Genomic DNA, 25,506 nt, shown 5'->3' on the forward strand with positions numbered 1-25,506 from the left:
AATCTACCCTTATTCTTTTTCAAATAAACTGACGGATTCTAAGTGTCCTGTATTAGGAAACATATCAATCATTGCGACTTTTTTAAGTCGATAGCCAAATTGTTGTAAAATTTCAGTATCTCGTATTAACGTCGCTGGGTTACAAGATACATATAAGATTTTTTCTGCATTTAGTTCGCATAATGCCTTGAGTGCGAAGGCCGCACCACTGCGAGGTGGATCGAGTAAGATTTTATTAAATTGTTGTGTAGCCCAGCTCTGATCTGCAAAAGATTTATCTAAATCTGCTTGGTAAAATTGGACATTCTTACGTTGGTTTTGTTCCGCATTTTTTTGGGCTTTATGCACCATTTCCTCTACACCTTCGATACCAACAACATGTTGAGCTCGATAGCTTAAGGGAATTGTAAAGTTACCCATGCCACAGAATAAATCTAACACATGATCTGTTTCTTTCAGTTCCAACCAGTCTAATGCCATATTGACCATTTTACTATTTAACAATGGATTTACTTGAATAAAATCACGCACATCAAAATGTAATTGGAGTTTATCAAGCTGATAATAAGGTAACTGACCATAGACGTGTTGTAGTTGATGGTCATCTTGTAAAAATAGCATTAACTGTTGTTTTTCAGCAAATTCCAACAATAAAGAGCGGTCTGTTTTACTCAAATTTCCGCTGTGACGTAATAACATAGCAATACCATTATCCGCTTTTACAAGTTCGATATGCCCTAAGTTGTTTGGAGTAGACCACATTGCAAACAGATTATGTAATTTAGGTATTAGTTGACTTAATACGTTTTCTAATACATCACATTGCTGAACGTGAATAATTTGCTGTGAGTTTTTTTGCCGAAATCCAATGTCGAGTTGGTTTTTGCTTTGATTGTATTTCATGCTTAGCTTAACTCTGCGTCGATAATGCCATTGTTCTCCTGTTAGCATAGGCATCAACATAGCTTGTGGCTGCAGTTTCGTCAAACGTTGGAATAATGCTTTTTGTTTAGTCTCTCGTTGCAGCTCTAGTGGAATATGTTGGCTTTGACAACCACCACATTTGCCATAATATGGGCATTTAGGTTGTTGTCTTTTAGGATTAGTCTGTAAGATTTTAGATGCACTGCCTTGTCCATATTGACGTTTTTCCTCAATGATACGGACTTCCACTTTTTCTCCAGGTAATGCATTTTCAATAAACCACGTTTTGCCTTGTACTTTTGCAACACCGACACCTTGATAATCTAAATCAAGAATGTATGTAATAAATGTTTTCTTGTTTTTGGGTGGCTGTTTATGAGTGTAAAGTAAAACCATAGTCTATTTCTGATATAACATATATTGAGTAAATAACTCTCGGCTTTTCAATGGTTTATTCCCTAAATAAGGTTTCAGTGCAATCCGAGTAAAACGCTTCGCTGCTTGTAGAGTCGCAGCGTTATTAAATTGACGAGCTTCAAATGCAAGTAGCTCACGTCCATAAAAAGTTAAATTATCTTTAATTAATGAAGCAATGAATCCTTTTTCCTCACGGTAACGATAGGTCATATTTTCATCCACCACTTCACCAGAGCCTGCACAATGGCAAAAATCTACTCCATAGCCTAAAGTTTGCAGGAGTTGAAACTCAAAATAACGTAAGCTAGGTTCGACTTGTTGTGGCGCTCTTGCTAATTCAGTTAAACAATGGAGATAATCTTGAAAAAGTTGAGGATAGGCAGTCTCAGGCTCAAGTACACGACTAATTAATTCATTAATATAAAATCCACTATATAATGCGACATGTTGTAATGGTAACGCAATTGCTGCGGGTTCAACTTTAGTTAATGTTTTTAATTCAGCACGACCTGTCCAACGTAATAATAATGGCGTGAAAGGCTGTAATACGCCTTTTAGCGAAGAGCGTTTTGAACGAGCGCCTTTCGCAAGTACAGTTACACGTCCAGTTTCTTCAGTGAATAAATCAACTAATAAGCTGGTTTCGCTATAAGCTCTGCGATGTAATACAAAGCCACGTTGCCAGTTTTCGATAATATGCCTCATTTCTGCTAAATTAAGTCTCGCGTATTTTATCAGATTTTTGATTACTCTTTTTACTCTTTATAATTTATTTTCATCATCAAAAGATAAAAAAAGTGCGGTAATTTATACCGCACTTGAGTTTATTAGATAAGCGTTAATTAATTTTACCAAATTGACCATTTTGTACATCATACATTGCCTGTATAAGCTCATCGTTTGTGTTCATCACAAATGGGCCATAGCCAGCGATAGGTTCATTAAGTGGCTCACCTGTTAAAATGAGTAGTTTCACATCATTATTAGCTTCAATATGTACATTCTTGCCACCTCGCTCAAACGTAATTAATTCACCACGACGTGCTATATCCTCATTATTTACTTGTATTGTGCCATCAAGTACCAAAATAATCAGGTTATGGCTTTCTGGTACATTATAAGTGTAAGCTTTGCCTGCATTCATTTTTACATCCCACATATTGATTGGGCTAAAAGTTGTAGCAGAACCAGTGACATCATTTAATTCTCCCGCAATAATACGAACATAGCCTGCATTATCAGCCAATTCAATAACAGGAATATCTGTAGATTTAATTGCTTGATATTTAGCGGGGGTCATTTTATGTTTCGCAGGTAGGTTTACCCATAGCTGTACCATTTCAAACATTCCACCTTCACGTGAGAATTTCTCGGAATGAAATTCTTCATGCATAATGCCGGCACCAGCTGTCATCCATTGGACATCTCCTGTCTCAATGATACCGCCACCCCCAGTAGAATCAGCATGTTGGACTTCACCTTGATAAGCAATGGTCACTGTCTCAAATCCTCTGTGTGGATGTTCACCAACACCACGAAAATCACTTTTACGTCCACCATCAAAATAACGTGGAGGGTTATAATCCATTAATAAAAAAGGATCTACATTTTTTTCTTTATCTTGATAACTGAACATTGATTGGACATGGAAACCATTACCAACCCAATGTTTTGCTGGTGCATAGTGAACTTGTGCAACTTTTTTCATTTTGTCCTCTCTTAGTTAAGTCATTAATTTTTCTTAGCGATTTCGCATAAGTGTGGTTATTATATATTTTCATTTTTATTTATAAATGGCATATTTGTTTAAATATTATTAACAAATAGTTGATTATTGTGTGGGATATACACGGATTTATCTGACTGAAAATAGGCTTTTCTGATATGATAGCTAACAAGATAATTTAACGAATTAATATTATGAGAATACCAAGAATTTATCACCCAACTTTATTACAACAAGTGAAATATTGTACATTAAGTGATGATGCTGTTAATCATGTTAGTCGAGTTTTACGTATGCAAGTTGGTGAGCGGTTAGAATTGTTTGATAGCAGTAATTATACTTATGCGGCTGTTATCACTCAGTTAAGTAAAAAAATGGTGGAAGTTGAAATCTTAGATCAACAGTTAGATGATCGTGAAAGCCCTCTTAAAATTCACTTAGGACAAGTTATTTCACGAGGTGAGCGAATGGAATTTACCATCCAAAAATCTGTTGAGTTAGGAGTAAATATTATCACACCGTTATGGTCCGAACGCTGCGGTGTGAAGTTGGATGCCGAACGTATGGATAAAAAAATTCAACAGTGGCAAAAAATTGCAATTGCAGCTTGTGAACAATGTGGACGTAACATTGTGCCTGAAATTCGCCCAATGATGAAATTACAGGATTGGTGTGCAGAAAAAGATGGGAGTTTAAAGTTGAATTTACATCCCAAGGCCCAATATTCAATTCGTACTCTACCTGAAATCCCAGCAGAAGGCATACGGTTATTGATTGGGGCTGAAGGTGGATTATCTGCACAGGAAATTAGGCAAACTGAGCAACAGGGGTTTACTCAAATATTATTAGGAAAGCGTGTATTGCGTACTGAAACAGCTGCATTAGCAGCGATTACTGCATTGCAAATTTGTTTTGGTGATTTAGGATAAAAGAGATGATGGAATTACAAGACCATTTTTTAATTGCTATGCCACAAATGGAAGACGATTATTTTTCTCATTCTGTGGTCTATATTTGTGAGCATAATGAGCAAGGTACAATGGGGTTAGTTCTTAACCAACCCACTGATCTCAGTATTGCAGAACTTTGTGCCAAGATGAATTTTATGATGAAAACTAACCGCACTTATGGTGATGATTTAGTGTTAGCTGGAGGACCTGTCAATATTGAGCGTGGTTTTATTCTACATACTCAAGCTGGGCAAGATTTCAAACATAGTTATAAAGTAACAGATCATTTATCGCTCACTACTTCTGCTGATATTATTGATACTTTTGGTACACAAAATGCACCTGAAAAATATTTAGTGGCTTTGGGTTGTGCTAGTTGGACACCAAACCAGTTAGAAAATGAGATTGCTAATAATGATTGGTTAGTTGTCCCTGCTAATGATCGTATTTTATTTGACGTACCTTATGAAGAAAGATGGTTAGAGGCTAATTTGTTATTAGGTATTCGACATCATAATTTAGTCTATCAAGCGGGACATTGCTAATGGCGATTACTGCACTTGCATTTGATTTTGGTACAAAAAGTATTGGTTGTGCGGTAGGGCAAAGTATTACTGGCACAGCACAAGCATTACCTGCATTTAAAGCAAAAGATGGGATTCCTAATTGGCAACAAGTTGAACAGTGTTTAATGGAGTGGAAACCTAATATTATTATTGTAGGTTTACCCCTAAATATGGATGGTTCAGAACAAGATCTCACGCTAAGGGCAAAAAAATTTGCTAACCGTTTACATGGGCGATTTGGTATTCGAGTCGAATTACAAGATGAGCGTTTAACCACGGTACAAGCGAGGGCTGAAATTTTTGAGTATGGAGGTTATCGAGCATTAGATAAAAGCAAAGTCGACAGTATTTCAGCCTGCCTTATTTTAGAGAGTTGGTTTGAAGAAAATAATAGATTAAATAAAAATTAATCTTTAACTCATCGTACCTTTAATAAAATTGCTTCTTTTTGTCTATATTTTATCTAACTTTGGTTGATTTTATCAAAAAAAATTATAAAATTTGCGCCCCTTTAAGTTTAAGGATAAATATAAGGAGATGCAATGAAAAGGTTCTTACCTAGTCTTTTATTGTTGGGACTAGTAGCTTGTTCATCTAATCAGCAGATGTGTAATTGTCCTCAATCTGAATCTCAAACTCAAACTGATTTAGCTACACCATCTTCAACAGCAATACAATTTAAAACGTTACTCTCAAATATACCTTCAACACCATTTAATGTACTTCATTCATCTTATTCAGATGAACAACAGAAAGAAAAAACACCAGAACCTAGATTATTGAGTGGATTGACTCAGCCTGCTCCTCGTTCTAAAGGAGGGGATACGTTAGTATCGCCATCAGATTCATCAAATTTTATGACACTTATGGGGCAAAATGGCACCGTATTAACAGTGTGGGCTTTGGCAAAACGTAATTGGCTATGGGCATATGCCAATATAGATTCACAAGATTTTGGCATGATTCGCAATTGGAAAATGGAGCATGCTAAACATCGAGAGTTTTTTCGTTTTGTTAACCAATCTTTAGGTACATGTATAGAAGCTTATCAGAATGGTCTTATTCATGATACATGTAATCTCAATAAACTCGCTCAAGAGTTTGAGTTGTTGCCGACAGATAGTGGTGCATTTGTGATAAAAAGCGCGGCGCAAGGAAATTGTGTTACTTATAATCCAGTCAGTACAACAAATTATTCCACTATCACTTTATCAAAATGTGATGGTTCAACAACACCATTACGAGATCAAACATGGTACCTAGCTCCCCCGCTATTAAATGCGACTGCGATTAATTAAAACTAAGGAGTTAATATGCAATGGATAAAGCAATTAAGCCTCATTTTTTGTACTGTCTTAGTGAGTTTTTCAAGTTATGCTAATTTAAGTGATTTCAAAGTAGCGACTTGGAACTTACAAGGGTCTTCTGCCGCAAATGAAAGTAAATGGAATATCAATGTTCGTCAGTTATTATCGGGTGAACAGGGAGCTGATGTTTTAATGGTCCAAGAGGCGGGTACTTTGCCGAGTACCGCTGTTAGAACCTCTAGAGTGATTCAGCATGGAGGAACTCCGATCGATGAATATACTTGGAATTTGGGTACAACTTCTCGTCCAAATACAGTTTATATTTATTATTCTCGTCTAGATGTTGGTGCAAATAGAGTAAATTTAGCTATAGTATCTCGTCGTCAAGCAGATGAGGCTTTTGTTGTACATTCAGATTCTTCAGTGCTTCAAGCTCGTCCAGCAATTGGGATTCGTATTGGCACGGATGTCTTTTTTACAGTACATGCTTTAGCTACAGGTGGCTCTGATGCTGTGAGTTTAATTCGTAATATTTTTACCGCCTTTAATCAAACACCAGAAAGACGAAGATATAGTTGGATGGTTGTTGGTGATTTTAATCGCGCACCTGTTAACTTAGAGGTTGCCTTAAGACAAGAACCTTCAGTAAGTGAAAATACTATTATTATTGCACCAACAGAACCAACTCATCGTTCTGGTAATATTTTAGATTATGCGATCTTACATGATGCAAACCTACCACGTAGGGAGCAAGCTCGTGAGCGTATTGGTGCCAGTTTAATGTTAAACCAGCTACGTTCACAAATTACCTCTGATCATTTTCCAGTGAGTTTTGTTCGCGATCGTTAAGGTGGATATGATGAAAAAATATGTATTGAGTTTACTATTAAGTATGATATTTGCATTGCCAAGTTATGCAGAGTCTAATCCTGATCCGACAACTTATCCTGATGTAGAGTTATCACCACCTCCACGTATTAGTTTGCGTAGTTTATTTACGGGAGAACCAATTAGTAATGATCATTATGGAAAGAGTAGTCCTTTGAATAAACACTGGGAATTAGTGGATTATACAGGTACAGCTTATGAGAAACTACGGGATGGAGGAGTATTAGTTCAATTCAAAGTAGTTGGTGCAGCGAAATGCTTTGCTTTCCAAGGTGTAAGGAATTGTACAGATAAAGATAATACCGTATTCAGCCTTATTCCGACGAATACAGGTGCGTTTCTCATTAAAGATGTGATATTAGGATTTTGTTTAACAAGCCGAGATTTCGCTGATCTTAATCTTGAGCCATGTGGTCGCTCCGTGCGTGATCAATCTTTTTCATTAGCTTATCAATGGGGATTATTACCACCTTTTGGACCAAGTAAAATTTTAGTACCGCCTGTAAAGAAATAGCAGAATAAGATTTTTGATATGACTTTATTTCTTCAACTTAAGTGTTCAGTAAGGGAGTATCATTAAACAGTTTTGCGTACTTCATTTTGTTTTTAGTAACAAGTCACAAGGAAAGTGGATTGAAGTAAGTAAAAAAACACCGCACTGAAAAGTGCGGTGTTATTTTTTATCATTTTCTTAGCAATAAATTATGCTTGACCTTTAACTGCTTTTAATCCCAAGAAAGGTGCTTTATCGCCTAATGCTTCCTCAATACGGATTAATTGGTTGTATTTTGCAATACGATCTGAACGGCTCATTGAACCTGTTTTAATTTGACCAGCGGCAGTACCTACTGCTAAATCTGCGATTGTCGCATCTTCAGTTTCACCAGAACGGTGTGAAATAACAGCTGTGTAGCCTGCATCTTTAGCCATTTTGATTGCTGCTAATGTTTCTGTTAATGAGCCAATTTGGTTAAACTTGATCAAAATAGAATTTGCAATACCTTTTTCGATACCTTCTTTTAAGATTTTGGTATTAGTTACGAATAAGTCATCGCCTACTAATTGTACTTTATCACCTAATACTTTAGTTTGATATGCAAAACCTTCCCAGTCCGATTCATCTTGACCATCTTCGATAGATACGATTGGGTACTCTTTGCATAATTCTTCTAAATAGTGGGTGAACTCTTGAGAAGTGAATGATTTACCTTCACCTTTCATTTCATACATACCATTTTCTTTGTTGTAGAATTCAGATGATGCACAGTCCATCGCTAAAGTTACATCTTTACCTAATACATAACCTGCTTTTTCAACGGCTTCTTTGATACAAGCAAGTGCTGCAGCGTTTGACTCTAAGTTAGGCGCGAAGCCACCTTCGTCACCTACAGCAGTGCTTAACCCTTTGCCTTTTAATACTTTAGCAAGGTTATGGAATACTTCTGCACCAATACGAAGAGCTTCTTTTAATGTTTTTGCACCAACTGGTTGAATCATAAATTCTTGGATATCAACGTTGTTGTCTGCGTGTTCCCCACCGTTGATGATGTTCATCATTGGTAATGGCATAGAATATTGACCTGGAGTGCCGTTTAATTCAGCAATGTGAGCATAAAGAGGTAAACCTTTAGAGGCAGCTGCTGCTTTTGCGTTTGCTAGTGAAACTGCTAAGATTGCATTTGCACCAAATTTAGATTTGTTATCTGTGCCATCTAAATCGATCATGATTTGGTCGATTTCAGCTTGGTTTGATGCATCTTTCCCAACGATAGCTTGCGCAATTTCATTGTTAACTGCTGAAACAGCTTTTAATACACCTTTACCTAAGAAACGTGCTTTATCACCGTCACGTAATTCTAATGCTTCGCGTGAGCCTGTTGACGCGCCAGATGGTGCAGCTGCAAGACCAACAAAACCACCTTCTAAATGTACTTCAGCTTCGACAGTTGGATTACCACGAGAATCGATGATTTCACGACCAATCACTTTAACGATTTTTGCCATTTTGATTTTCCTCTTTAAATGAAAATTAAATTAAAACGAATATTTCTTATCTTAAAATAATTCATTTCGTTTGTCTTCTGGAAAATGCGGATTAATTGATTTACATCTAGTTTTTTATTTGAAAAAGAATAAGCAAAACATAATTTAAATGTTTATGCTGAAATCAGCTCATATAGTAAGAAGCTAGTAGTTATCACCTGTATTTTTTATAAAATAAACGGTTAGGAATCCATCTGATGAAATGATCTTTTATTACATAAAAAACCCTACAAAAATTTGTAGGGTTAATTTTATAGTATATAAAAATCTATTTTTTTTGATTTTCTTTTGCAGCTTTAATAAACCCTGCGAATAATGGATGACCATCACGAGGTGTTGATGTAAATTCTGGGTGGAATTGACATGCAATAAACCAAGGATGATTTGGCACTTCAATAATTTCCACTAATTTCTTATCCGCTGATAGGCCAGTAATTTTTAAACCTGCCTTTTCGATTTGTGGACGTAATACATTGTTTACTTCATAGCGGTGACGGTGGCGTTCTTCAATGGTTTCTGTGCCATAAAGCTCATATGCTTTGCTACCCTCAATTAGATGACATTGCTGGGCGCCTAAACGCATTGTTCCACCTAAATCAGAAGTATCTGAACGTGTTTCAATATTGCCCTCTGCATCTTGCCATTCTGTAATTAAACCCACGACAGGATAGTGACAAGTGCGGTCAAATTCAGTTGAGTTTGCATCAGCCAAACCTGCGACATTCCGTGCGTACTCAATGTAAGCGACTTGCATACCTAAGCAAATGCCCAAATAAGGTACATTATTTTCTCGTGCATATTTCGCGGTTAGTATTTTCCCCTCTACACCACGATGGCCAAAACCACCTGGTACTAAAATTCCATCGACACCCGATAAGACTTCTGTACCTTTTGTTTCGACATCTTGTGAATCAATATATTTGATATTCACGTTTAAACGATTCTTAAGGCCAGCATGTTTTAAAGCTTCGTTGACAGATTTATATGCATCAGGCAATTCAGTATATTTGCCGACCATCCCAATAGTAACATCACCTGTTGGGTTAGCTTCTTGATATAAGACTTGTTCCCATTCAGAAAGATCCGCTTCAGGACAATCGAAATGGAAACGTTGGCAGATGAAGTCATCTAAACCTTGCGATTTTAATAATGCAGGAATTTGATAAATTGAATTAACATCTTTTAATGAAATGACGGCTCTTTCTGGCACATTACAAAATAAAGCAATTTTAGCTCGTTCATTTGGTGGGATCATTCGATCTGAGCGACAAACTAATACATCGGGTTGAATGCCAATAGATAACAGTTCTTTTACAGAATGTTGCGTTGGTTTCGTTTTAACCTCACCAGCAGTTGGGATATATGGGACGAGTGTTAAATGCATAAATAAAGTGCGTTCACGTCCTACTTGCACTGCTAATTGACGCAAAGCTTCTAAGAAGGGTAACGATTCGATATCACCAACAGTCCCACCAACTTCAACAATTGCAATATCATGTCCCGCGGCCCCTTCAATAACACGGGATTTAATTTCATTAGTAATATGTGGAATAACTTGAATTGTTGCACCTAGATAATCGCCACGACGTTCTTTCCGTAATACTTCAGAGTAAATTTTTCCTGTCGTAAAGTTATTACGCTTTGTCATTTTTGTACGAATAAAACGCTCGTAGTGGCCTAAGTCTAAATCTGTTTCTGCACCGTCTTGAGTAACGAAGACTTCACCATGTTGAGTGGGACTCATTGTACCTGGATCCACATTAATATAAGGATCTAGTTTTAGCATGGTTACATTTAAACCACGAGCCTCTAAAATTGCTGCTAATGATGCCGCTGCAATACCTTTACCTAGGGAAGATACAACACCACCCGTTACAAAAATATAATTTGTAGCCATATGAAACCTAATTGTTGAGATGGAAAATAGATTGAATGAGTAATCAAGACGGGAGAGTAGTTTACAGTAAAGGCTACATTAACTCAATCGTTGTAATGTGTTTTCTCTTAAGTTGTTGTTTGAGGAAATAGAATAAACATCTTATTTTTACTGCTTATCTAGAGTATGTTCAAATATTTGAGATAATTTAAGCATATATATTTTAGTGTATTTTATAGGTTGTGGCTATTTTTTATAGTATAATCGAAAGTTTTTATATTCTATATAGATTAAAAGGCTTTTCTTTTTTATACGTTTGAGGTTTTATATGAACAAAAACACATTTATAGTTGGCTTTATGTTATTTGCCATCTTTTTTGGTGCAGGGAACTTAATTTTTCCACCTAAGTTAGGGTTTGAAAGTGGCTTAGGGTTTTGGCCTGCTATTTTGGGTTTTGTAACAACAGGAGTAGGGCTTCCATTATTGGGTATTTTAGTTGCAACTCGTTATGAAGGTGGATATAAAAAAGCGTTAGAAGATATTCATCCTTGGATTTCCATCTTATTATTAGGTGCAATTTATTTAACGATTGGTCCTTTTTTTGCTATTCCTCGTACAGCAGCCACAGCATTTGATATGGCAGTGATTCCTTTTATTGGGGGGGCTGACACTGTTGCGTTATTCCTTTTTACCCTCGTTTATTTTGGTATCACATTATGGGTTAGTTTAAACCCAACCAAAATGGTTGATCGTATCGGTGCTATTTTAACACCAGTACTGTTAATCGCTATTATTGCTCTTGTTGTTCGTATGGCAACAATTTTAATGGGAGGAGAATATATAAATACTTCAACAGGTATGAATAATCCATTAGTAACAGGTTTTATTGAAGGTTATCAAACAATGGATGTATTAGCCTCTTTTGCTTTTTCTGTTGTTGTTATGAATGCAATTCGAGCGAAAAGTGATAAAAACAGTAGCTTTATTAAGCAAGCAACATTAGCAAGTATTGTTGCAGCCATGGCACTTGCTTTCATCTATATTGCGATTGGTTGGATTGGTAACAACATGCCTCTAAGCACAGAGACTCTGGCTGAAGTATCTGAGAAAGGGCAAAACTTAGGGGTATTTATTTTAAATGAATCTACAACTCAATCTTTTGGTGCTTTAGGTCGGAGCTTACTTGGATTGATCGTAACTCTTGCTTGTTTAACCACTGCAATTGGTTTAGTTGTTGCGACGTCATCTTATTTTAATAGTATTTTCCCAAGAATTTCTTATCGTAATTATGCTATCTTATTTACATTAATTGGTTTTGGTCTAGCTAATCAAGGATTAAATGCAGTGATTAGTAAGTCGGTACCAGTATTACTTGTGCTTTATCCGATTTCTATGACAGCCATGTTGTTATTATTAGTTAATTTAGTAATGCCATTACCAAAATTAGCTAAAGGTTTGTCAATTGTACTTGTAGCCATTATTTCTATTCTTTCTGTGATGGGATCTCCATTAATCGACAATTTACCGTTAAAAGCTTATTCTATGGAATGGCTACCATTTGCTATTTTAGGCTGTGTGATTGGTTTGATTATTGCAAAAGTGAGAGCTAATCAACCATTAAATAAGGCTGTTTAAAATAATTTCTTTTTGATAAGAGTCATAATCTGCACTTTAAAGTTTCACTGTTAATTTGAGTGCAGATTTTTTATTCTGATTAAATGCTGAGCAGAATTAATAGTTTCACTACATTTTAGTCACAATAACACCGAAATGACCTGAGTTTGTAAGTGAATAATGAAATAATTTAAACAGTTATTCATGATGACCATGAATATAAAGTGGAAAATTAAAAAGGAGTAAATTTGATATTTTATCAAATTTACTCCTTTTTATTATGTCTGATGAAGGAAAGAGAGGTTACTTGTAGCACATTTCGTGCTTATTTCACTCGTGCTAAATAAGCTTTTTCTGCTTGCTCATCGAATATTTCTTGTTTATCAGTTAATACAAATCCCTCTAGTTCTTCTGCGATACTTTTTGCTGCACGAATCATCATACGCAGATTCATCAAATCATTTCCCTCAGAAGGAAGCTGCATAAATAGTGCAATCCCAACAGTTGAAAAATCATACATATTATAATCAAAAGTACCTGGTTGTTGGATATTCGCAACACTAAACAAGACTGGGCTATTTACACTTAAATCAGAATGACGATGGTAAATGTTATGTTCACCAAATAAAAATCCTAATTCATCAAGAATTTTTGCTAATTTTGCACCCTGAAATACATAATTTTCAGGTGCAACAACATACATCATTACAAAAGATGATTGTTCGTTTATCTCTGCGTTAGATTCGATTTTTTTCGCCTCATGTCGTTTTTCCTCTGCGATTTCACTTTCTTCTCGTAATGATGCAAGCGTGACAGAAGGCGATTGTTGTGCTAACTCAGCTAATTGTTGGCGTAATTCATCAGAGTGAGTATCAATGCCATCTTCTTGATCAGCATAGCTTTCAGCCTCTGCAATGGTCGTTAAAACGGGTGAGGGTGTTTGGGAAACAGGTTCAATACTCGCTTGATAAATAGGTTGTTCTATATTTGGTAGACTGATTTTAATGTTTTCAAGAGCTTGTTCAACAGCTTGTTGTTCATGTACAAGTTGCTGTTCTGCTTCAAAAGTAAAAGTATGCTGTTGTGGCTCTGGCGCTGTTTGGGTAGATAGATTATAAGTTTGTGTCTCTGGCGAAGGAGATTGAACAGATACAATTGTGTTTGACTCTGTAGCACTTATTTCTGATGTATTAGGTGCTTGGACATGTGCGGGCGGTTCTCTTAAACGAGAATCCCGAGTAAAGGTATTGGCATTTTTAAAGTATTGTGATTTTTCACGACGGTTTGCCCATAGCCCATGTACCACTAAGATAATTAAAGCGATAATACCTAAAATAATTAAAATTGTATTTAAATCCATTACCCATTCCTCGCCATTATTAAAGGGATAAAATCCGCATAAGCTTATCATATTTTCTAAAGCTTGTTTAACATTTGTTATCTGGATATTTTCATCTAAAAATAAACAGATTATCTAGTTATAGCGAGGATGTGAAAATAAGGTGAAGAGCAAGATGTATTTTGTATTCTGGAGAATGTGATGAGCTATTTATAGGAGATTAGAGGACTATTTTAAATCTTCACTATAGTGTGATATTTGTATCGATTAAGAAGCATGAGAAAATTGATTTTTTAAAGCGCACTTTGTATCCTAACTGCTTTGTGTATTTACGGGGAGCAATAATGTTACAACAATCTGAAGTTAAACAAGGGTTCCATTATTTTATGATGGGGTGGCATTTAATTACTCAAAAGGGGCTACGTCGTTTTGTCGTGATGCCAATTTTGTTAAATGTTGTATTACTAACAGGTCTATTTTGGCTATTCATTACGCAAATTGAGCGTATGATTGATAGCGTAATAAGTTACATTCCAGAATGGTTAAGCTGGCTGAGTTCGATTTTGCTAGTTTTATCTATTTTGATGATTTTAATTTTCTTCTATTTTATTTTCACAGCACTATCAGGTTTTATTGCTGCACCATTTAATGGCTTATTGGCTGAAAAAGTAGAAAAAATGCTTACTGGTGAGGTTGTTATTGAAGGAAGTATCTGGGATTTTCTCAAAGATATTCCTCGCATGCTCGCACGTGAATGGCAAAAGCTAACGTATAGTTTACCTAAGCTGATCGTTTTGTTTTTATTAGGACTTATTCCTTTTTTAGGACAAAGTATTATTCCTGTGATAACCACAGCTTTTACAGCTTGGATGATGGCTATACAGTATTGTGACTACCCATTTGATAATCATAAAGTCCCTTTTTTTGTGATGAAAGAAGAGCTTGCTACTAAGCGGACATTAAGTTTAACGTTTGGTGGTTTAGTTATGTTGTGTACATTTATTCCATTAGTGAATTTAGTCGTTATTCCTGTGGCTGTTTGTGGTGCTACAGCTATGTGGGTTGATAACTTTCGTGAGCATTTAGGATTGCATAAACAAATATTACCAACGAATACAGTGAGAGCTTTAAGTAAGGCTAGTTCAGAAATCGTAAAATAGTATTTAGTTATAAAATATAGCAAATGACTATTTTTTCTAGAAGTTAACTTATGTTAGAAATAACTTACTTAACATGTAATTTGCAATGGATTGAATCTAAAAGGAAAATAAAATGACTATTTATGCAGATAATTCTTATTCTATAGGTAATACCCCATTAGTACGACTAAAACATTTTGGTCAAAATGGCAATATTGTTGTTAAAATTGAGGGACGAAATCCAAGTTTTAGTGTCAAGTGCCGTATTGGTGCGAATATGGTATGGCAAGCAGAAAAAGATGGGTTACTTACAAAAGAGAAAGAAATTGTTGATGCAACTAGTGGTAATACAGGAATAGCATTAGCTTATGTGGCTGCTGCACGTGGTTATAAGCTCACATTGACTATGCCAGAAACGATGAGTACTGAACGTAAGCGTTTATTGCGTAGTTTAGGTGTAAATTTAGTACTCACTGAAGGCTCTAAAGGAATGAAAGGTGCAATTGAAAAAGCTGAAGAAATTGTCGCCTCTGAGCCTCAGCGTTATATCATGTTAAAACAGTTCGAGAATCCTGCTAATCCAGCAGTTCATCAACAAACAACAGGACCAGAGATTTGGCGTGATACTGAAGGTAAAATCGATGTATTAGTTGCAGGTGTCGGCACTGGTGGGACAATTACAGGTACTAGTCGTTATATTAAATTAGAACAAGGTAAACAAATTTTATCTGTTGCAGTTGAGCCTAAAGAATCACCTATCATTACTCAGGCGTTAGCAGGTGAGAGCTTACAACCCGGTCCACATAAGATTCAAGGCATTGGAGCAGGCTTTATTCCTAAAAACCTAGATCTTTCTTTAATTGATTTAGTTGAAACGGTGAGTAGTGATGAAGCTATTGCCACTGCGCGTCGTTTAATGGCAGAAGAAGGGATTTTAGGAGGCATTTCTTCTGGTGCAGCAGTTGCGGCAGCAGATCGTTTAGCTAAATTACCTGAATTTAAAGATAAATTGATTGTTGTTATTCTTCCATCTGCTTCAGAGCGTTATTTAAGTACAGCACTATTTGAAGGGATAGAGAGCTGATTTAATATTATCCTATCATGATAAGAGCGGTCGAAGTTTAACAAAATTTAGCCGCTCTTTTTTAGTCGAAATACTTGAATCTATTTATTCTGATGTTCTAAATAGAGCCATTCTGCAACTTGTTTTGCATAGTAAGTTAAGATTCCATCAGCACCTGCGCGTTTGAAGCAAAGTAATGACTCCATGATACATTCTTTTTCTTTTAGCCATCCATTTTGGATTGCTGCTTGGTGCATAGCGTATTCTCCAGATACTTGATAAGCAAAAGTTGGTACGCCAAAATGTGTTTTTACACGGTAAACTAAATCTAAATATGGCATACCAGGCTTCACCATCACCATATCAGCGCCTTCTTGTAAGTCCAAAGCAACTTCTTGTAGTCCTTCATCGCTATTAGCAGGATCGAGTTGATACGTTTTTTTATCGCTACCTTTTAAGTTAGCTGCTGAGCCGACCGCATCACGGAATGGTCCATAGTAGTGAGAGGCATATTTAGCAGAATATGCCATGATTAGTGTGTTAGTGAAACCATTATCTTCGAGTGAATGACGAATTTTTCCAATTCTTCCATCCATCATATCACTTGGTGCAACAATATCTGCGCCAGCTTGGGCATGAGAAAGTGCTTGCTTAACTAATATATCGCTAGTGATGTCATTTAGTACATAACCATTTTCATCAATAATACCGTCTTGACCATGAACAGTATAAGGATCAAGTGCGATATCAGTTAACACGCCTAGTTGTGTTGGATATTTGGCTTTTAAAGCTTTTACTGCGCGTTGTACTAATCCATTTGGATTGTAAGCCTCTTCTGCCATTAAGGATTTTTTAGTTTGCTCAATAACGGGAAAAAGAGCGATAACAGGAACGCCATATTTGACTAAAAAGTCAGCTTCAAGCAAAAGTTGGTCAATAGTTAATCGTTCAACGCCTGGCATAGAGGAGACTGGTTCACGATAATTCTCACCTTCAAGAATAAACACTGGATAGATGAGATCATCAGCAGTTAATTTATTTTCTGCCATCAAGCGGCGACTAAATTCTTGTTTACGCATACGACGTAATCGGCGTTGTGGGAAGCCTGTAAAAATTTGTTTAGTCATATTTATTCCTTACTGATGAGAAAAAGGGGCTGTTTGCCCCTTTGCTAATTTATTGATTGATCTTCAGTTTCATCTTTTGGACGGTAAAAACGTGCAAAAATAACACCTAGCTCAAACAGCAACCACATTGGTATAGCAAGTAGAGTTTGTGAAAAAATATCTGGTGGTGTAAGTAGCATACCAATAACAAATGCAGCTACGATAATATATGGGCGTTTTACTTTTAAATCCTCTGGAGTAGTGACACCTGTCCAACAAAGCAAAATGATAGCGATAGGGACTTCAAAACAAACACCAAAAGCAAGAAAAATTGTCAATACAAAATCTAAGTAACTACTGATATCTGTTGCAATAGCAACACCCGCAGGGGCCGTTTTTGTTAAAAAGCCGAATACTAATGGAAAGACTATATAATAAGCAAAAGCCACACCTAAATAAAATAACAATGTACTAGAAAATAGGAGTGGATAAATAAGACGCTTTTCATGTTGATATAAAGCGGGCGCAACAAATGCCCACAGTTGATATAACAAATAGGGTACAGAAATAAAGACTGCAACAACGGCTGTTAATTTTATTGGAGTAAAAAAAGGTGTTGCAATATTAGTTGCTATCATGCTGGCACCAGATGGCAACACATCGACCAATGGTGAGGCAACAAAGTTATAAATATCATTAGCAAAATAAACTAACCCACAAAATACGACCGCCACAAAGATAATAGATCGTAATAAACGATCACGTAATTCCATTAAATGGCTAATTAGGGGCTGAGATTCTTCAACGCTCATTATATTTTCTTATCTTGAATTTCAGTTTGAGGTTTAAGTTCAGTTGCAAGTATAGACGCATCATAATCATCGGTATAGTACTGTTGAATATGTGCCATTTCATCATGTTCTTCAGCTAACTCTGCTTGCTCTGCTGGAGAGAGCTCAGCAAATTGTTCCTTTTCTGCAGACTCAATATTGTTTGGTTCTGAAGATGGTATTGATTGCTCTGCCACTGTTTTCATTTGTTTGATTTGTTCTTCAATTGTCGTATTCGTTTCTGCTGCTTTTCGTTCCAGTTCTACACGCATTTTTTCAGCAGAAGCTTTTAGATCTTCGACCGTTTGACTTAAATCAGGTGAGAGTTGTTTTAAATTAAATTCTTCCGCCTTTTTTATGCTTTCTTGTAATTCTTGCAATTTGAGCTCTTGTTTAAGTTCATTTTGCACATTTGACGCTAAACCACGGATAGTTGCAACCCACCCCATCACTGTTCGAATTGCAACAGGCATACGTTTAGGACCAAGTACAACTAAGCCTATTATAAGAATCAGAAAGAGTTCAGAAAAACCAATGTCAAACATTATACTTGTTCTTTATCTTTTACTTTTTCTGTATTTGTCGCAGTTTCACTTTCGTCTTTTAAAGATTTGAATTCTGCATCTTTTGGTTCATCCGCCATTGCTTTTTTGAAACCTTTTACAGATTCGCCTAAATCAGAACCAAGAGTTCTTAATTTTTTTGTGCCAAACAATAAAACGACGATCGCGACAACGATAAGGAGTTGCCAAATACTAATGCCACCCATATTTTTTCCTTCTTTTGTTTTAAAAAATAACCGTTCGTGAATATAGCGGTTTTAGCGCTTTTGAACAATAGTCAATTCACATTATTTTATATTTTGTTGAGTTTGATCAGCTCAATATAGTTGTAAGTAGCCAAAATGCTATGCCACAACTTAAACCGAGTAAAAAGAATTTTAATCGACCGTTTTGTTGTTTTCGCATTAACGTTTGGTTAATTGAGGTTAACTGTTTGGCGATAATTTTTTGTTGTTGTAATGCCTCCATGATATTTTCAGGAAGATCAACAACATGCTCACGCCAATAAGGTAGCTTTTGTCTGACTGACTTTGCAAAAGCTTTAACTCCCATTTGCTCATCTAACCATTTTTGTAAAAAAGGTTTGGCAGTGTCCCATAAATCAAGTTGTGGGTAAAGTTGTCTGCCTAACCCTTCAATATATAACAAAGTTTTTTGTAACAGTACTAATTGTGGCTGAACCTCCATATTATATTCTCGCGCAACATTGAATAGGTTTAACAGTACATGTCCGAAAGATATTTCTGACAGAGGCTTAGCAAAGATAGGCTCACATACTTCACGAAATGCTTGTTCGAAATGATCAATGTTGGTGTCTTTAGGTGTCCAGCCTGATTCAACATGCATTTGTGCTACACGACGGTAATCACGGTTAAAAAAAGCCACAAAACTTTCTGCTAAATAGCGTTTGTCATGGTCATTTAAGCGCCCGACGATACCACAATCAATACCGATATATTGCGGATTTTCTGGATAATTTGGATTAACAAAAATATTACCAGGATGCATATCTGCGTGGAAGAAACTATCCCGAAAAACTTGGGTGAAGAAGACTTGGACACCGCGTTCAGCAAGCAGTTTCATATTTGTCCCATTTGCTTGCAATTCAGCAATATTTGACACAGGGATGCCATAAATACGTTCCATAACAATCACATTTTTATGGCAGAATTGTTGATACATTTCTGGTATATATAACATAGGACTATTTTCAAAATTTGCTCGTAGTTGAATTGCATTTGCCATTTCACGTCGTAAATCGAGTTCATCGCGTAATGTCTTTTCATATTCTCGTACTACTTCTACTGGACGCAAGCGATGTCCTTCGGTATTTAAACGAGGGATCCAACTCGCGAGCTTATACATCAAGCTAAGATCAGAGTCGATCATTTGTTGAATATGAGGTCGTAGTACTTTGAGTACGACTTCTTTGCCTGCGATATGCGTATTTAAGTACGGTCCGTTTTGTTTAAATTTCGCAGTATGAACTTGTGCAATTGATGCAGAGGCTAACGCATTTTCATCGAAATGCTCAAACCAAGTTTCTAATGGTGCGCCTAGTGCTTGTTCAATTTGAACACGTGCAATTTTGCCATCAAAAGCTTCAACTTGATCTTGTAATAAAGCCAGTTCATCAGCAATTTCAGCAGGGAATAAATCACGGCGGGTAGAGAGCATCTGTCCTAATTTAATCCAGACTGGGCCGAGCTCTTGTAGTGCTAGGCGTAAACGTAATCCAAAGGATTTTTCTTGGTGTTGATTGCGTAGCCAAAATAAGCTTTTGCGCCAACAACGAATGGGACGAGTGTAGTGATTTTGTGGTAATGCCTCATCAATACCATAACTTAAGAAAGTTTTGATGATTTTATATAAGTGTTTGATGTCATTTAAGTGCATTATTTATCCATTTTTCTGTGCGTTTTGTGCATAGAGTTTGTTAATTTTTTGCTCTAAAAGTATAGTATCTTTTTCTAACGTGTTAACTTGGTCACAAAAATCGGCAATTGCTAAACTTGGTGAGACAACTTGCCACTCTTCCGTTAAACGCTCGCTCCAAAATTGTTGGCTTTGTGATAGTTTATGTTGCATGATTTGGTGTAATTTTTTAAAAAAATCTACCGCACTTTGTGCTGGGACATCGCCAATATAGCGTGATAACAATTCAGCGGGATCCTTTTCTAAAAATTCAATGAGTGCAACGAAGTCTTGTAATACTTGTAAATCACCTTGCAACAAAATTGATTTATCATTGATAAATTGGCTGAGTTGAGATTTCTTGGGCAAATGTAGGAGTAAACTTGGTGCAATATTAATTGCACAATCGCTTTCTCCCTCATACTGATTGAGTAAATCGATCCGTTGTAATGAGAAGAGGAAATAGATAGGTAATTCTAATTTTTGTAATTTGACTTGTAATACTTTGTTATTAAGCTTGCGCAAATAAGGCTCACATTGGGTGGTATGTTGGATAAAGTGGTTTAATACACTTTCTAATGTGCCATTAATCAGTTGCGGTAGCATGAGTTGTTGTAAAAACGTCATTCATCCTCCAGATTAAAATTTATAGCCTCGATGTAAGGCAACAATTCCAGCACTTAGATTGTAATAATTTACTTGTTCAAAACCTGCCTCAGTCATCATTTGTTTGAGTATATCTTGTTCAGGATGCATTCGAATAGACTCTGCTAAGTAGCGATAACTCTCACCATCATTTACTACAACTTCGCCAATTTTAGGTAGAATATTGAAAGAATAAAAATTATAAATTTTGCTCAATGGATCCAAGATTGGTTTTGAAAATTCGAGGACTAATAAGCGACCACCTGGTTTTAATACGCGAAACATGGAACGTAGTGCTTTGTCTTTATCTGTTACATTACGTAAACCAAAGCTGATGATGACACAATCAAACGTATTGTCAGGGAAGGGAAGAGCTTCAGCATTAGCTTGAACATAATTCACATTACCAACTACGCCGAGATTACGTAGTTTTTCACGTCCAACGCGTAACATCGAGTCATTAATATCAGCGAGTATGACTTCCCCAGTGTCCCCCACTATACGTGAGAATTTTGCAGTAAAATCACCTGTACCACCTGCCAGATCTAAGACTTTATGGCCTTTACGAACACCACTACAATCGATCGTAAAGCGCTTCCAGACACGATGAATACCGAAAGAGAGTAAGTCATTCATCAGATCGTATTTACCTGCAACAGAATGAAAGACATTTGCGACCATTTTTTGTTTTTCTGATTTTGCAACAGTTTTAAACCCAAAATGGGTCGTTTCTTCATTGCTATCGAATTGTGGTTGTTGACGCGGCTGATCTTGTTCTAGATTTGTTTGGTTTGTCATAAATATTGTCCATAGAACTGAAAATTGTTCTAAGGATAGCAAAAAATAGCAGATAATGCCGCTCTTTTTCTATTCTCTATGCACATCGTATTAGAGTATGTAACATTTCATTTACGAATGTTTACTACAATAGTTCTAATAATGACATTATGAGCGTTTTTTTAACGAAAAATATTGTTTGAGATAGCCTAAAGTTAGCTTATATAGAGTTAAATTTTCCTGAAAGAAGAAATTTTGATGTTATAAGTGAAAGTTTGGGAGGATAAGCCGCCATAAGACTTTTTTATGGCGGCGATAGTAATTAAATAAAGTGTTGAACTAGACTTCTGCTTCAGAAGTATTCTTAGTACATAATTTTAATAAGAAATAGCCTAAAAGTGCAGAGAGACCTGAGCCCATCAGAATACCTAGGCGGGCTAATGCAGTGACATTTTCATTACTTGTTTCACCGCCAAACGCTAGCCCTGCAAGGAACATTGACATTGTGAAACCAATACCACAGAGTACGGAAACTGCAAAAATTTGCTTAAAGTTAATACCTTCTGAGAGTTTCGCAATACCAAGTTTTACCGCAATAAAACAGAATGAGAAAATTCCTAATGGTTTACCTACTAAAAGACCTAGTGCAATGCCTACAGGTAATGTTGATGTCAGATTATCTATGCCCATGCCTAGTAGGGAAACACCAGCATTACAGAAAGCGAATAATGGTAAAATAGCAAAAGCACTCCAAGGTGAAAGGGTATGCTCAAAGTCATCTAATGGACGCTCACCTTTTTTACCATTAAGCGGAATACAAAAGCCGATGATAACACCTGCTAATGTGGCATGTACGCCTGACTTTAATACGGATGCCCAAAGGATGATGCCTACAATGCCATAAGCGGACAGAGCAGTGATTTTTAAACGATTCATTGTAATGAGGATGGCGACAGCAATACCAGCAAAGAGAAATGCCTGTGGACTTAAATCATGAGAGAAGAATAGGGCGATCACAACGATTGCGCCTAAGTCATCAATAATTGCTAACGCAAGTAAGAAAATTTTCAGTGCTAAAGGAACGCGTTTACCTAATAACGCGACTACACCTAAAGCAAAGGCAATATCTGTTGCCATTGGGATAGCCCAACCTTCTTGATATTCTGGATGCCCTGAATTGAATAAAACAAAAATAACTGCTGGAATAACCATTCCGCCAATAGCAGCAATGGCTGGGAAAATTGCACGTTGGTAGCTTGATAATGATCCCTCTAGTAACTCACGTTTAACTTCCATTCCAACTAACATGAAGAAGATTGCCATTAAACCATCGTTTACCCACATAAGTAATGGCTTATTAATAATGAAGGTGCCTATTTGTACACTGACAGGAGTTTGTAAAAAACTAAAATAAAGATCGCTTAAAGGCGTATTAGCTAAAATAATCGCTAATGTTGCAAAGATAAAAAGTAAAATGCCTCCCGCGGCTTCTTGTTTTAAAAAATTATGGATTGGTGTTAACATTTTTCCCTCTTGTTTTATTTGTAATCTTGTTATTTATATCACTTTTTGTGCTGAAAAATGAAATAAAATAACCTGCAATTGCCTGATTATTTGTAATTTTATCCATTTATTTTAATTTTTTGTACATAATTCAATCTTTTAAGTTCGTAATAAGTAAGATTGTTCCTATTTTAAGTTATTTTTTATCTTCCGATTTATATAACCGATTCTTATATAAATAACTACCTAATAATGCATGAGCTAATGCTTCTTTTTTTAGTTCATCAGGAAGAGATTTCTCGGTGAATTCAGCTGTGTGGCGATCATAGTGGTAGCCTCTAGGTTCTGTTTTAGGTGTTAAAATCACAACATCTGAACCTTTCATCATCGCTTGCGTTTGATCATATTGCATGAAAGCTCGATTTGGATTGACATCTTTTGTTAAGTCATAGCCAATCATTGGGTAATTTCCACTAATACCAGCAAGTGAAAGTAGTGTTGTTGGCATATCAATTTGGCTGACTAAACGAGGATCACGTTTTGTTTCAATGCCTTCACCAATGAATAAAGCAGGAATATGGAAATGTTTAATTGGCACTAATGCAGCGCCACCAACGCGTGAGTCATGGTCTGCAATAACTAAGAACAAAGTATCTTGCCAATAGTTAGATGGTTTGGCGAGACGGAAAAAATGACCTATCGCATAGTCTGCATATTTGGCTGCATTTTTGCGTGTTTGCTTTGGTTGCTCATAAAGTTCTATTTTACCGTCTGGAAATTCAAAAGGATCATGGTTACTTGAGCTAAATACTAAACTAAAAAAAGGCTTGCCTTCATTGTGTAGCTTTGTGAAAGTCTCATGTGCTTTATCAAACAGATCTTCATCACTCATTCCCCATGTCGCTTGGAATTTTGGATTGACATAATCTTTTTCATCTATGATTTCTTGGAAGCCATTACCATAAAAGAAGCTTGCCATATTATCAAAATGTTTTTCTCCACCATAAATAAAAGACGTGTGATATCCTTGTTTTGATAATAATTCTGCAATTGTAAAAAATCCATGTTGGCTATTACTCAGTTTTACCACAGCTCGAGCTGGTGTGGGGGTGAATCCAGCCGTGATTGCTTCGATACCACGCACTGAACGTGTGCCCGTAGCGTATAAATTTTCAAATAACCAGCCTTCTTGCACAAGTTTGTCAAATTCGGGGGAAAGCGGTAATCCCCCTAAACTACCAATAAATTGTGCACCGAGACTTTCTTCTAAAATAATCACAATATTTTTAGGTTTACCTTGATAGGTCGCTTGGTTTGTCGTTAGAGTAGGGATTTGTGATGAAATATAATCACTTTCAGGTCTTCCTCGACTTTGTTTGACGATACGTAACATTTCTTCTATATCCATCTTTCCATAAAGGGCAGATGAATTATCTTCATCTTTAAATTGTTGAGCCGCGTAAATGACGGAATAGCCTGAATTTAGAACTAACGAATTGACTAAAGCATCTGAGGAAAACGCAACCATTGCTGGATTGATGCCTCTATGAGCAAAGGTCGATCTTGCACCAATAAAAGAAATAGCTATCACTAGCAATGCAATAAATGGTCGGAATTTCCAACTTGGTGAATAAAGACGTTGTACTGCCCATCCTGCTAATTTCCAGTAAATAAGGGTTGCAATTGTTGTGATCGTTAATGTGAGGAGCATAGCGAGTAAATGACCCTCCATTAACATACTAAATACTTCTTTAGGATAAATTAAATATTCTATGAATAAGCGATTAGGACGAAAGTCGTAGGTTTCAATAAAAGCAGGTGTTGCAATTTCCATAAAAAGAATAAAAACACTGCCAAAAGTAAGCCAAACTCTGAGTATTTTTTGCCAAATATATCCAAGTGAGTTGTGATGATAAAGTAATACCGTGAGTAAGGCAGGTACACCAAATAAATAGCAAAGAGAAACGATATCAATACGAATACCTTGTAAAAATAATGTTAACCAGCCATCTACTGCGTTAACTCGATCCGCTTGCCATAAGGCAAGTCCTAAGCGAGATAAGCTGAAAATAAGTAAGTTAATGGCAATGAAAAAGAAAATAGGGAAGAGTAAAGTGCGGTTGTTTTTTGCAGAATTTGAACACATATTAGTAGCCTAATTGAAAATAAGAATTAATTAATAGAGATTAGACAGTACTTTTAAAAAATAATTTCTTTATTCTCATTCTATTTTCATTAAGGTTGTGAAAACACCCTATTAAGTTATCTTTTTTAGTTAATTTGTTTTAATAAAAAATCACTCTCTATTATCATGC

At 36.2% G+C, this 25,506-nt stretch carries 24 protein-coding genes; 9 read left to right on the forward strand and 15 right to left on the reverse strand.

The window, feature by feature from the left end:
- Window positions 1-9: 9 nt before the first annotated feature.
- The 3 genes from rlmD to DYE19_RS10365 form a co-directional block, all read right to left on the reverse strand.
- Window positions 10-1,320, reverse strand: coding sequence for a 23S rRNA (uracil(1939)-C(5))-methyltransferase RlmD (gene rlmD, locus DYE19_RS11310; RefSeq protein ID WP_174694530.1), 1,311 nt, complete (start codon window positions 1,318-1,320; stop codon window positions 10-12).
- Window positions 1,321-1,323: 3 nt separating this feature from the next.
- The gene (gene recO, locus DYE19_RS10360) at window positions 1,324-2,046 is read right to left on the reverse strand and encodes a DNA repair protein RecO (RefSeq protein ID WP_115323477.1); all 723 of its coding nucleotides are present in this window, start codon (window positions 2,044-2,046) and stop codon (window positions 1,324-1,326) included.
- A gap of 133 nt (window positions 2,047-2,179) precedes the next feature.
- A complete protein-coding gene (locus tag DYE19_RS10365; RefSeq protein ID WP_115323478.1) occupies window positions 2,180-3,049 on the reverse strand; it encodes a pirin family protein in 870 nt (289 codons plus the stop codon).
- Between the two features lie 212 nt (window positions 3,050-3,261).
- On the opposite strand from DYE19_RS10365, the gene rsmE reads away from it, so the two are divergent.
- The 6 genes from rsmE (at window position 3,262) to DYE19_RS10395 (ending at window position 7,292) form a co-directional block, all read left to right on the forward strand.
- Window positions 3,262-3,996 (forward strand): 16S rRNA (uracil(1498)-N(3))-methyltransferase, encoded by a 735-nt coding sequence (rsmE, locus tag DYE19_RS10370; protein WP_115323479.1) that lies wholly within the window; start codon window positions 3,262-3,264, stop codon window positions 3,994-3,996.
- Between the two features lie 8 nt (window positions 3,997-4,004).
- Entirely contained in the window at window positions 4,005-4,562 is a 558-nt protein-coding gene (locus DYE19_RS10375; protein WP_115323611.1) for a YqgE/AlgH family protein, read from the forward strand.
- Window positions 4,562-4,993: a Holliday junction resolvase RuvX gene (gene ruvX, locus DYE19_RS10380; protein ID WP_049214705.1), complete on the forward strand. Its 432-nt coding sequence runs from the start codon at window positions 4,562-4,564 to the stop codon at window positions 4,991-4,993. Before DYE19_RS10375 ends, ruvX begins: the two co-directional genes overlap by 1 nt.
- A 132-nt stretch (window positions 4,994-5,125) precedes the next feature.
- Window positions 5,126-5,881, forward strand: coding sequence for a cytolethal distending toxin subunit A/C (locus DYE19_RS10385; protein WP_115323480.1), 756 nt, complete (start codon window positions 5,126-5,128; stop codon window positions 5,879-5,881).
- 15 nt (window positions 5,882-5,896) lie between these two features.
- The gene (locus DYE19_RS10390; protein ID WP_115323481.1) at window positions 5,897-6,739 is read left to right on the forward strand and encodes a cytolethal distending toxin subunit B family protein; all 843 of its coding nucleotides are present in this window, start codon (window positions 5,897-5,899) and stop codon (window positions 6,737-6,739) included.
- Window positions 6,740-6,749: 10 nt separating this feature from the next.
- The gene (locus tag DYE19_RS10395; protein ID WP_115323482.1) at window positions 6,750-7,292 is read left to right on the forward strand and encodes an RICIN domain-containing protein; all 543 of its coding nucleotides are present in this window, start codon (window positions 6,750-6,752) and stop codon (window positions 7,290-7,292) included.
- Window positions 7,293-7,480: 188 nt separating this feature from the next.
- On the opposite strand, the gene eno is transcribed toward DYE19_RS10395, so the two are convergent.
- Window positions 7,481-8,782: a phosphopyruvate hydratase gene (gene eno / locus DYE19_RS10400; protein WP_115323483.1), complete on the reverse strand. Its 1,302-nt coding sequence runs from the start codon at window positions 8,780-8,782 to the stop codon at window positions 7,481-7,483.
- A 307-nt stretch (window positions 8,783-9,089) separates the two neighbouring features.
- Window positions 9,090-10,718 carry a glutamine hydrolyzing CTP synthase gene (gene pyrG / locus DYE19_RS10405; RefSeq protein WP_115323484.1) on the reverse strand — a complete coding sequence of 543 codons (1,629 nt, stop codon included), beginning with the start codon at window positions 10,716-10,718 and terminating at the stop codon, window positions 9,090-9,092.
- Between the two features lie 307 nt (window positions 10,719-11,025).
- Between pyrG and brnQ the strand changes: the two genes are divergently transcribed.
- Window positions 11,026-12,333: a branched-chain amino acid transport system II carrier protein gene (brnQ, locus tag DYE19_RS10410; RefSeq protein ID WP_115323485.1), complete on the forward strand. Its 1,308-nt coding sequence runs from the start codon at window positions 11,026-11,028 to the stop codon at window positions 12,331-12,333.
- Between the two features lie 304 nt (window positions 12,334-12,637).
- Here the strand turns inward: brnQ and zipA are convergent, their stop codons facing one another.
- Window positions 12,638-13,672: a cell division protein ZipA gene (gene zipA / locus DYE19_RS10415; protein ID WP_115323486.1), complete on the reverse strand. Its 1,035-nt coding sequence runs from the start codon at window positions 13,670-13,672 to the stop codon at window positions 12,638-12,640.
- Window positions 13,673-13,995: 323 nt separating this feature from the next.
- On the opposite strand from zipA, the gene cysZ reads away from it, so the two are divergent.
- Window positions 13,996-14,811 (forward strand): sulfate transporter CysZ, encoded by an 816-nt coding sequence (cysZ, locus tag DYE19_RS10420; RefSeq protein WP_049214697.1) that lies wholly within the window; start codon window positions 13,996-13,998, stop codon window positions 14,809-14,811.
- A 112-nt stretch (window positions 14,812-14,923) separates the two neighbouring features.
- The gene (gene cysK / locus DYE19_RS10425; RefSeq protein WP_049214696.1) at window positions 14,924-15,874 is read left to right on the forward strand and encodes a cysteine synthase A; all 951 of its coding nucleotides are present in this window, start codon (window positions 14,924-14,926) and stop codon (window positions 15,872-15,874) included.
- An 80-nt stretch (window positions 15,875-15,954) separates the two neighbouring features.
- On the opposite strand, the gene hemB is transcribed toward cysK, so the two are convergent.
- The 9 genes from hemB to DYE19_RS10470 form a co-directional block, all read right to left on the reverse strand.
- Window positions 15,955-16,980, reverse strand: coding sequence for a porphobilinogen synthase (hemB, locus tag DYE19_RS10430; protein ID WP_115323487.1), 1,026 nt, complete (start codon window positions 16,978-16,980; stop codon window positions 15,955-15,957).
- 44 nt (window positions 16,981-17,024) lie between these two features.
- Window positions 17,025-17,771, reverse strand: a complete 747-nt coding sequence (gene tatC, locus DYE19_RS10435; RefSeq protein WP_115323488.1) for a twin-arginine translocase subunit TatC — start codon at window positions 17,769-17,771, stop codon at window positions 17,025-17,027.
- Window positions 17,771-18,334: a Sec-independent protein translocase protein TatB gene (gene tatB / locus DYE19_RS10440; protein WP_115323489.1), complete on the reverse strand. Its 564-nt coding sequence runs from the start codon at window positions 18,332-18,334 to the stop codon at window positions 17,771-17,773. Before tatB ends, tatC begins: the two co-directional genes overlap by 1 nt.
- Window positions 18,334-18,558, reverse strand: a complete 225-nt coding sequence (tatA, locus tag DYE19_RS10445; RefSeq protein WP_049214692.1) for a Sec-independent protein translocase subunit TatA — start codon at window positions 18,556-18,558, stop codon at window positions 18,334-18,336. The genes tatB and tatA overlap by 1 nt, the downstream gene beginning before the upstream one ends.
- Window positions 18,559-18,664: 106 nt before the next feature.
- The gene (ubiB, locus tag DYE19_RS10450; RefSeq protein WP_115323490.1) at window positions 18,665-20,248 is read right to left on the reverse strand and encodes a ubiquinone biosynthesis regulatory protein kinase UbiB; all 1,584 of its coding nucleotides are present in this window, start codon (window positions 20,246-20,248) and stop codon (window positions 18,665-18,667) included.
- 3 nt (window positions 20,249-20,251) lie between these two features.
- Complete coding sequence (locus DYE19_RS10455) at window positions 20,252-20,893, reverse strand: ubiquinone biosynthesis accessory factor UbiJ (RefSeq protein ID WP_167409476.1); 642 nt, start codon at window positions 20,891-20,893, stop codon at window positions 20,252-20,254.
- Window positions 20,894-20,905: 12 nt separating this feature from the next.
- Complete coding sequence (gene ubiE, locus DYE19_RS10460) at window positions 20,906-21,709, reverse strand: bifunctional demethylmenaquinone methyltransferase/2-methoxy-6-polyprenyl-1,4-benzoquinol methylase UbiE (RefSeq protein ID WP_115323491.1); 804 nt, start codon at window positions 21,707-21,709, stop codon at window positions 20,906-20,908.
- Window positions 21,710-22,027: 318 nt separating this feature from the next.
- A complete protein-coding gene (gene nhaA / locus DYE19_RS10465; RefSeq protein ID WP_049214688.1) occupies window positions 22,028-23,212 on the reverse strand; it encodes a Na+/H+ antiporter NhaA in 1,185 nt (394 codons plus the stop codon).
- A gap of 175 nt (window positions 23,213-23,387) precedes the next feature.
- Window positions 23,388-25,337 carry an LTA synthase family protein gene (locus DYE19_RS10470; RefSeq protein ID WP_049214687.1) on the reverse strand — a complete coding sequence of 650 codons (1,950 nt, stop codon included), beginning with the start codon at window positions 25,335-25,337 and terminating at the stop codon, window positions 23,388-23,390.
- Window positions 25,338-25,506 lie beyond the last annotated feature (169 nt).

The sequence above is a fragment of the Pasteurella canis genome (assembly GCF_900454865.1).
GTDB classification, from domain to species: domain Bacteria; phylum Pseudomonadota; class Gammaproteobacteria; order Enterobacterales; family Pasteurellaceae; genus Pasteurella; species Pasteurella canis.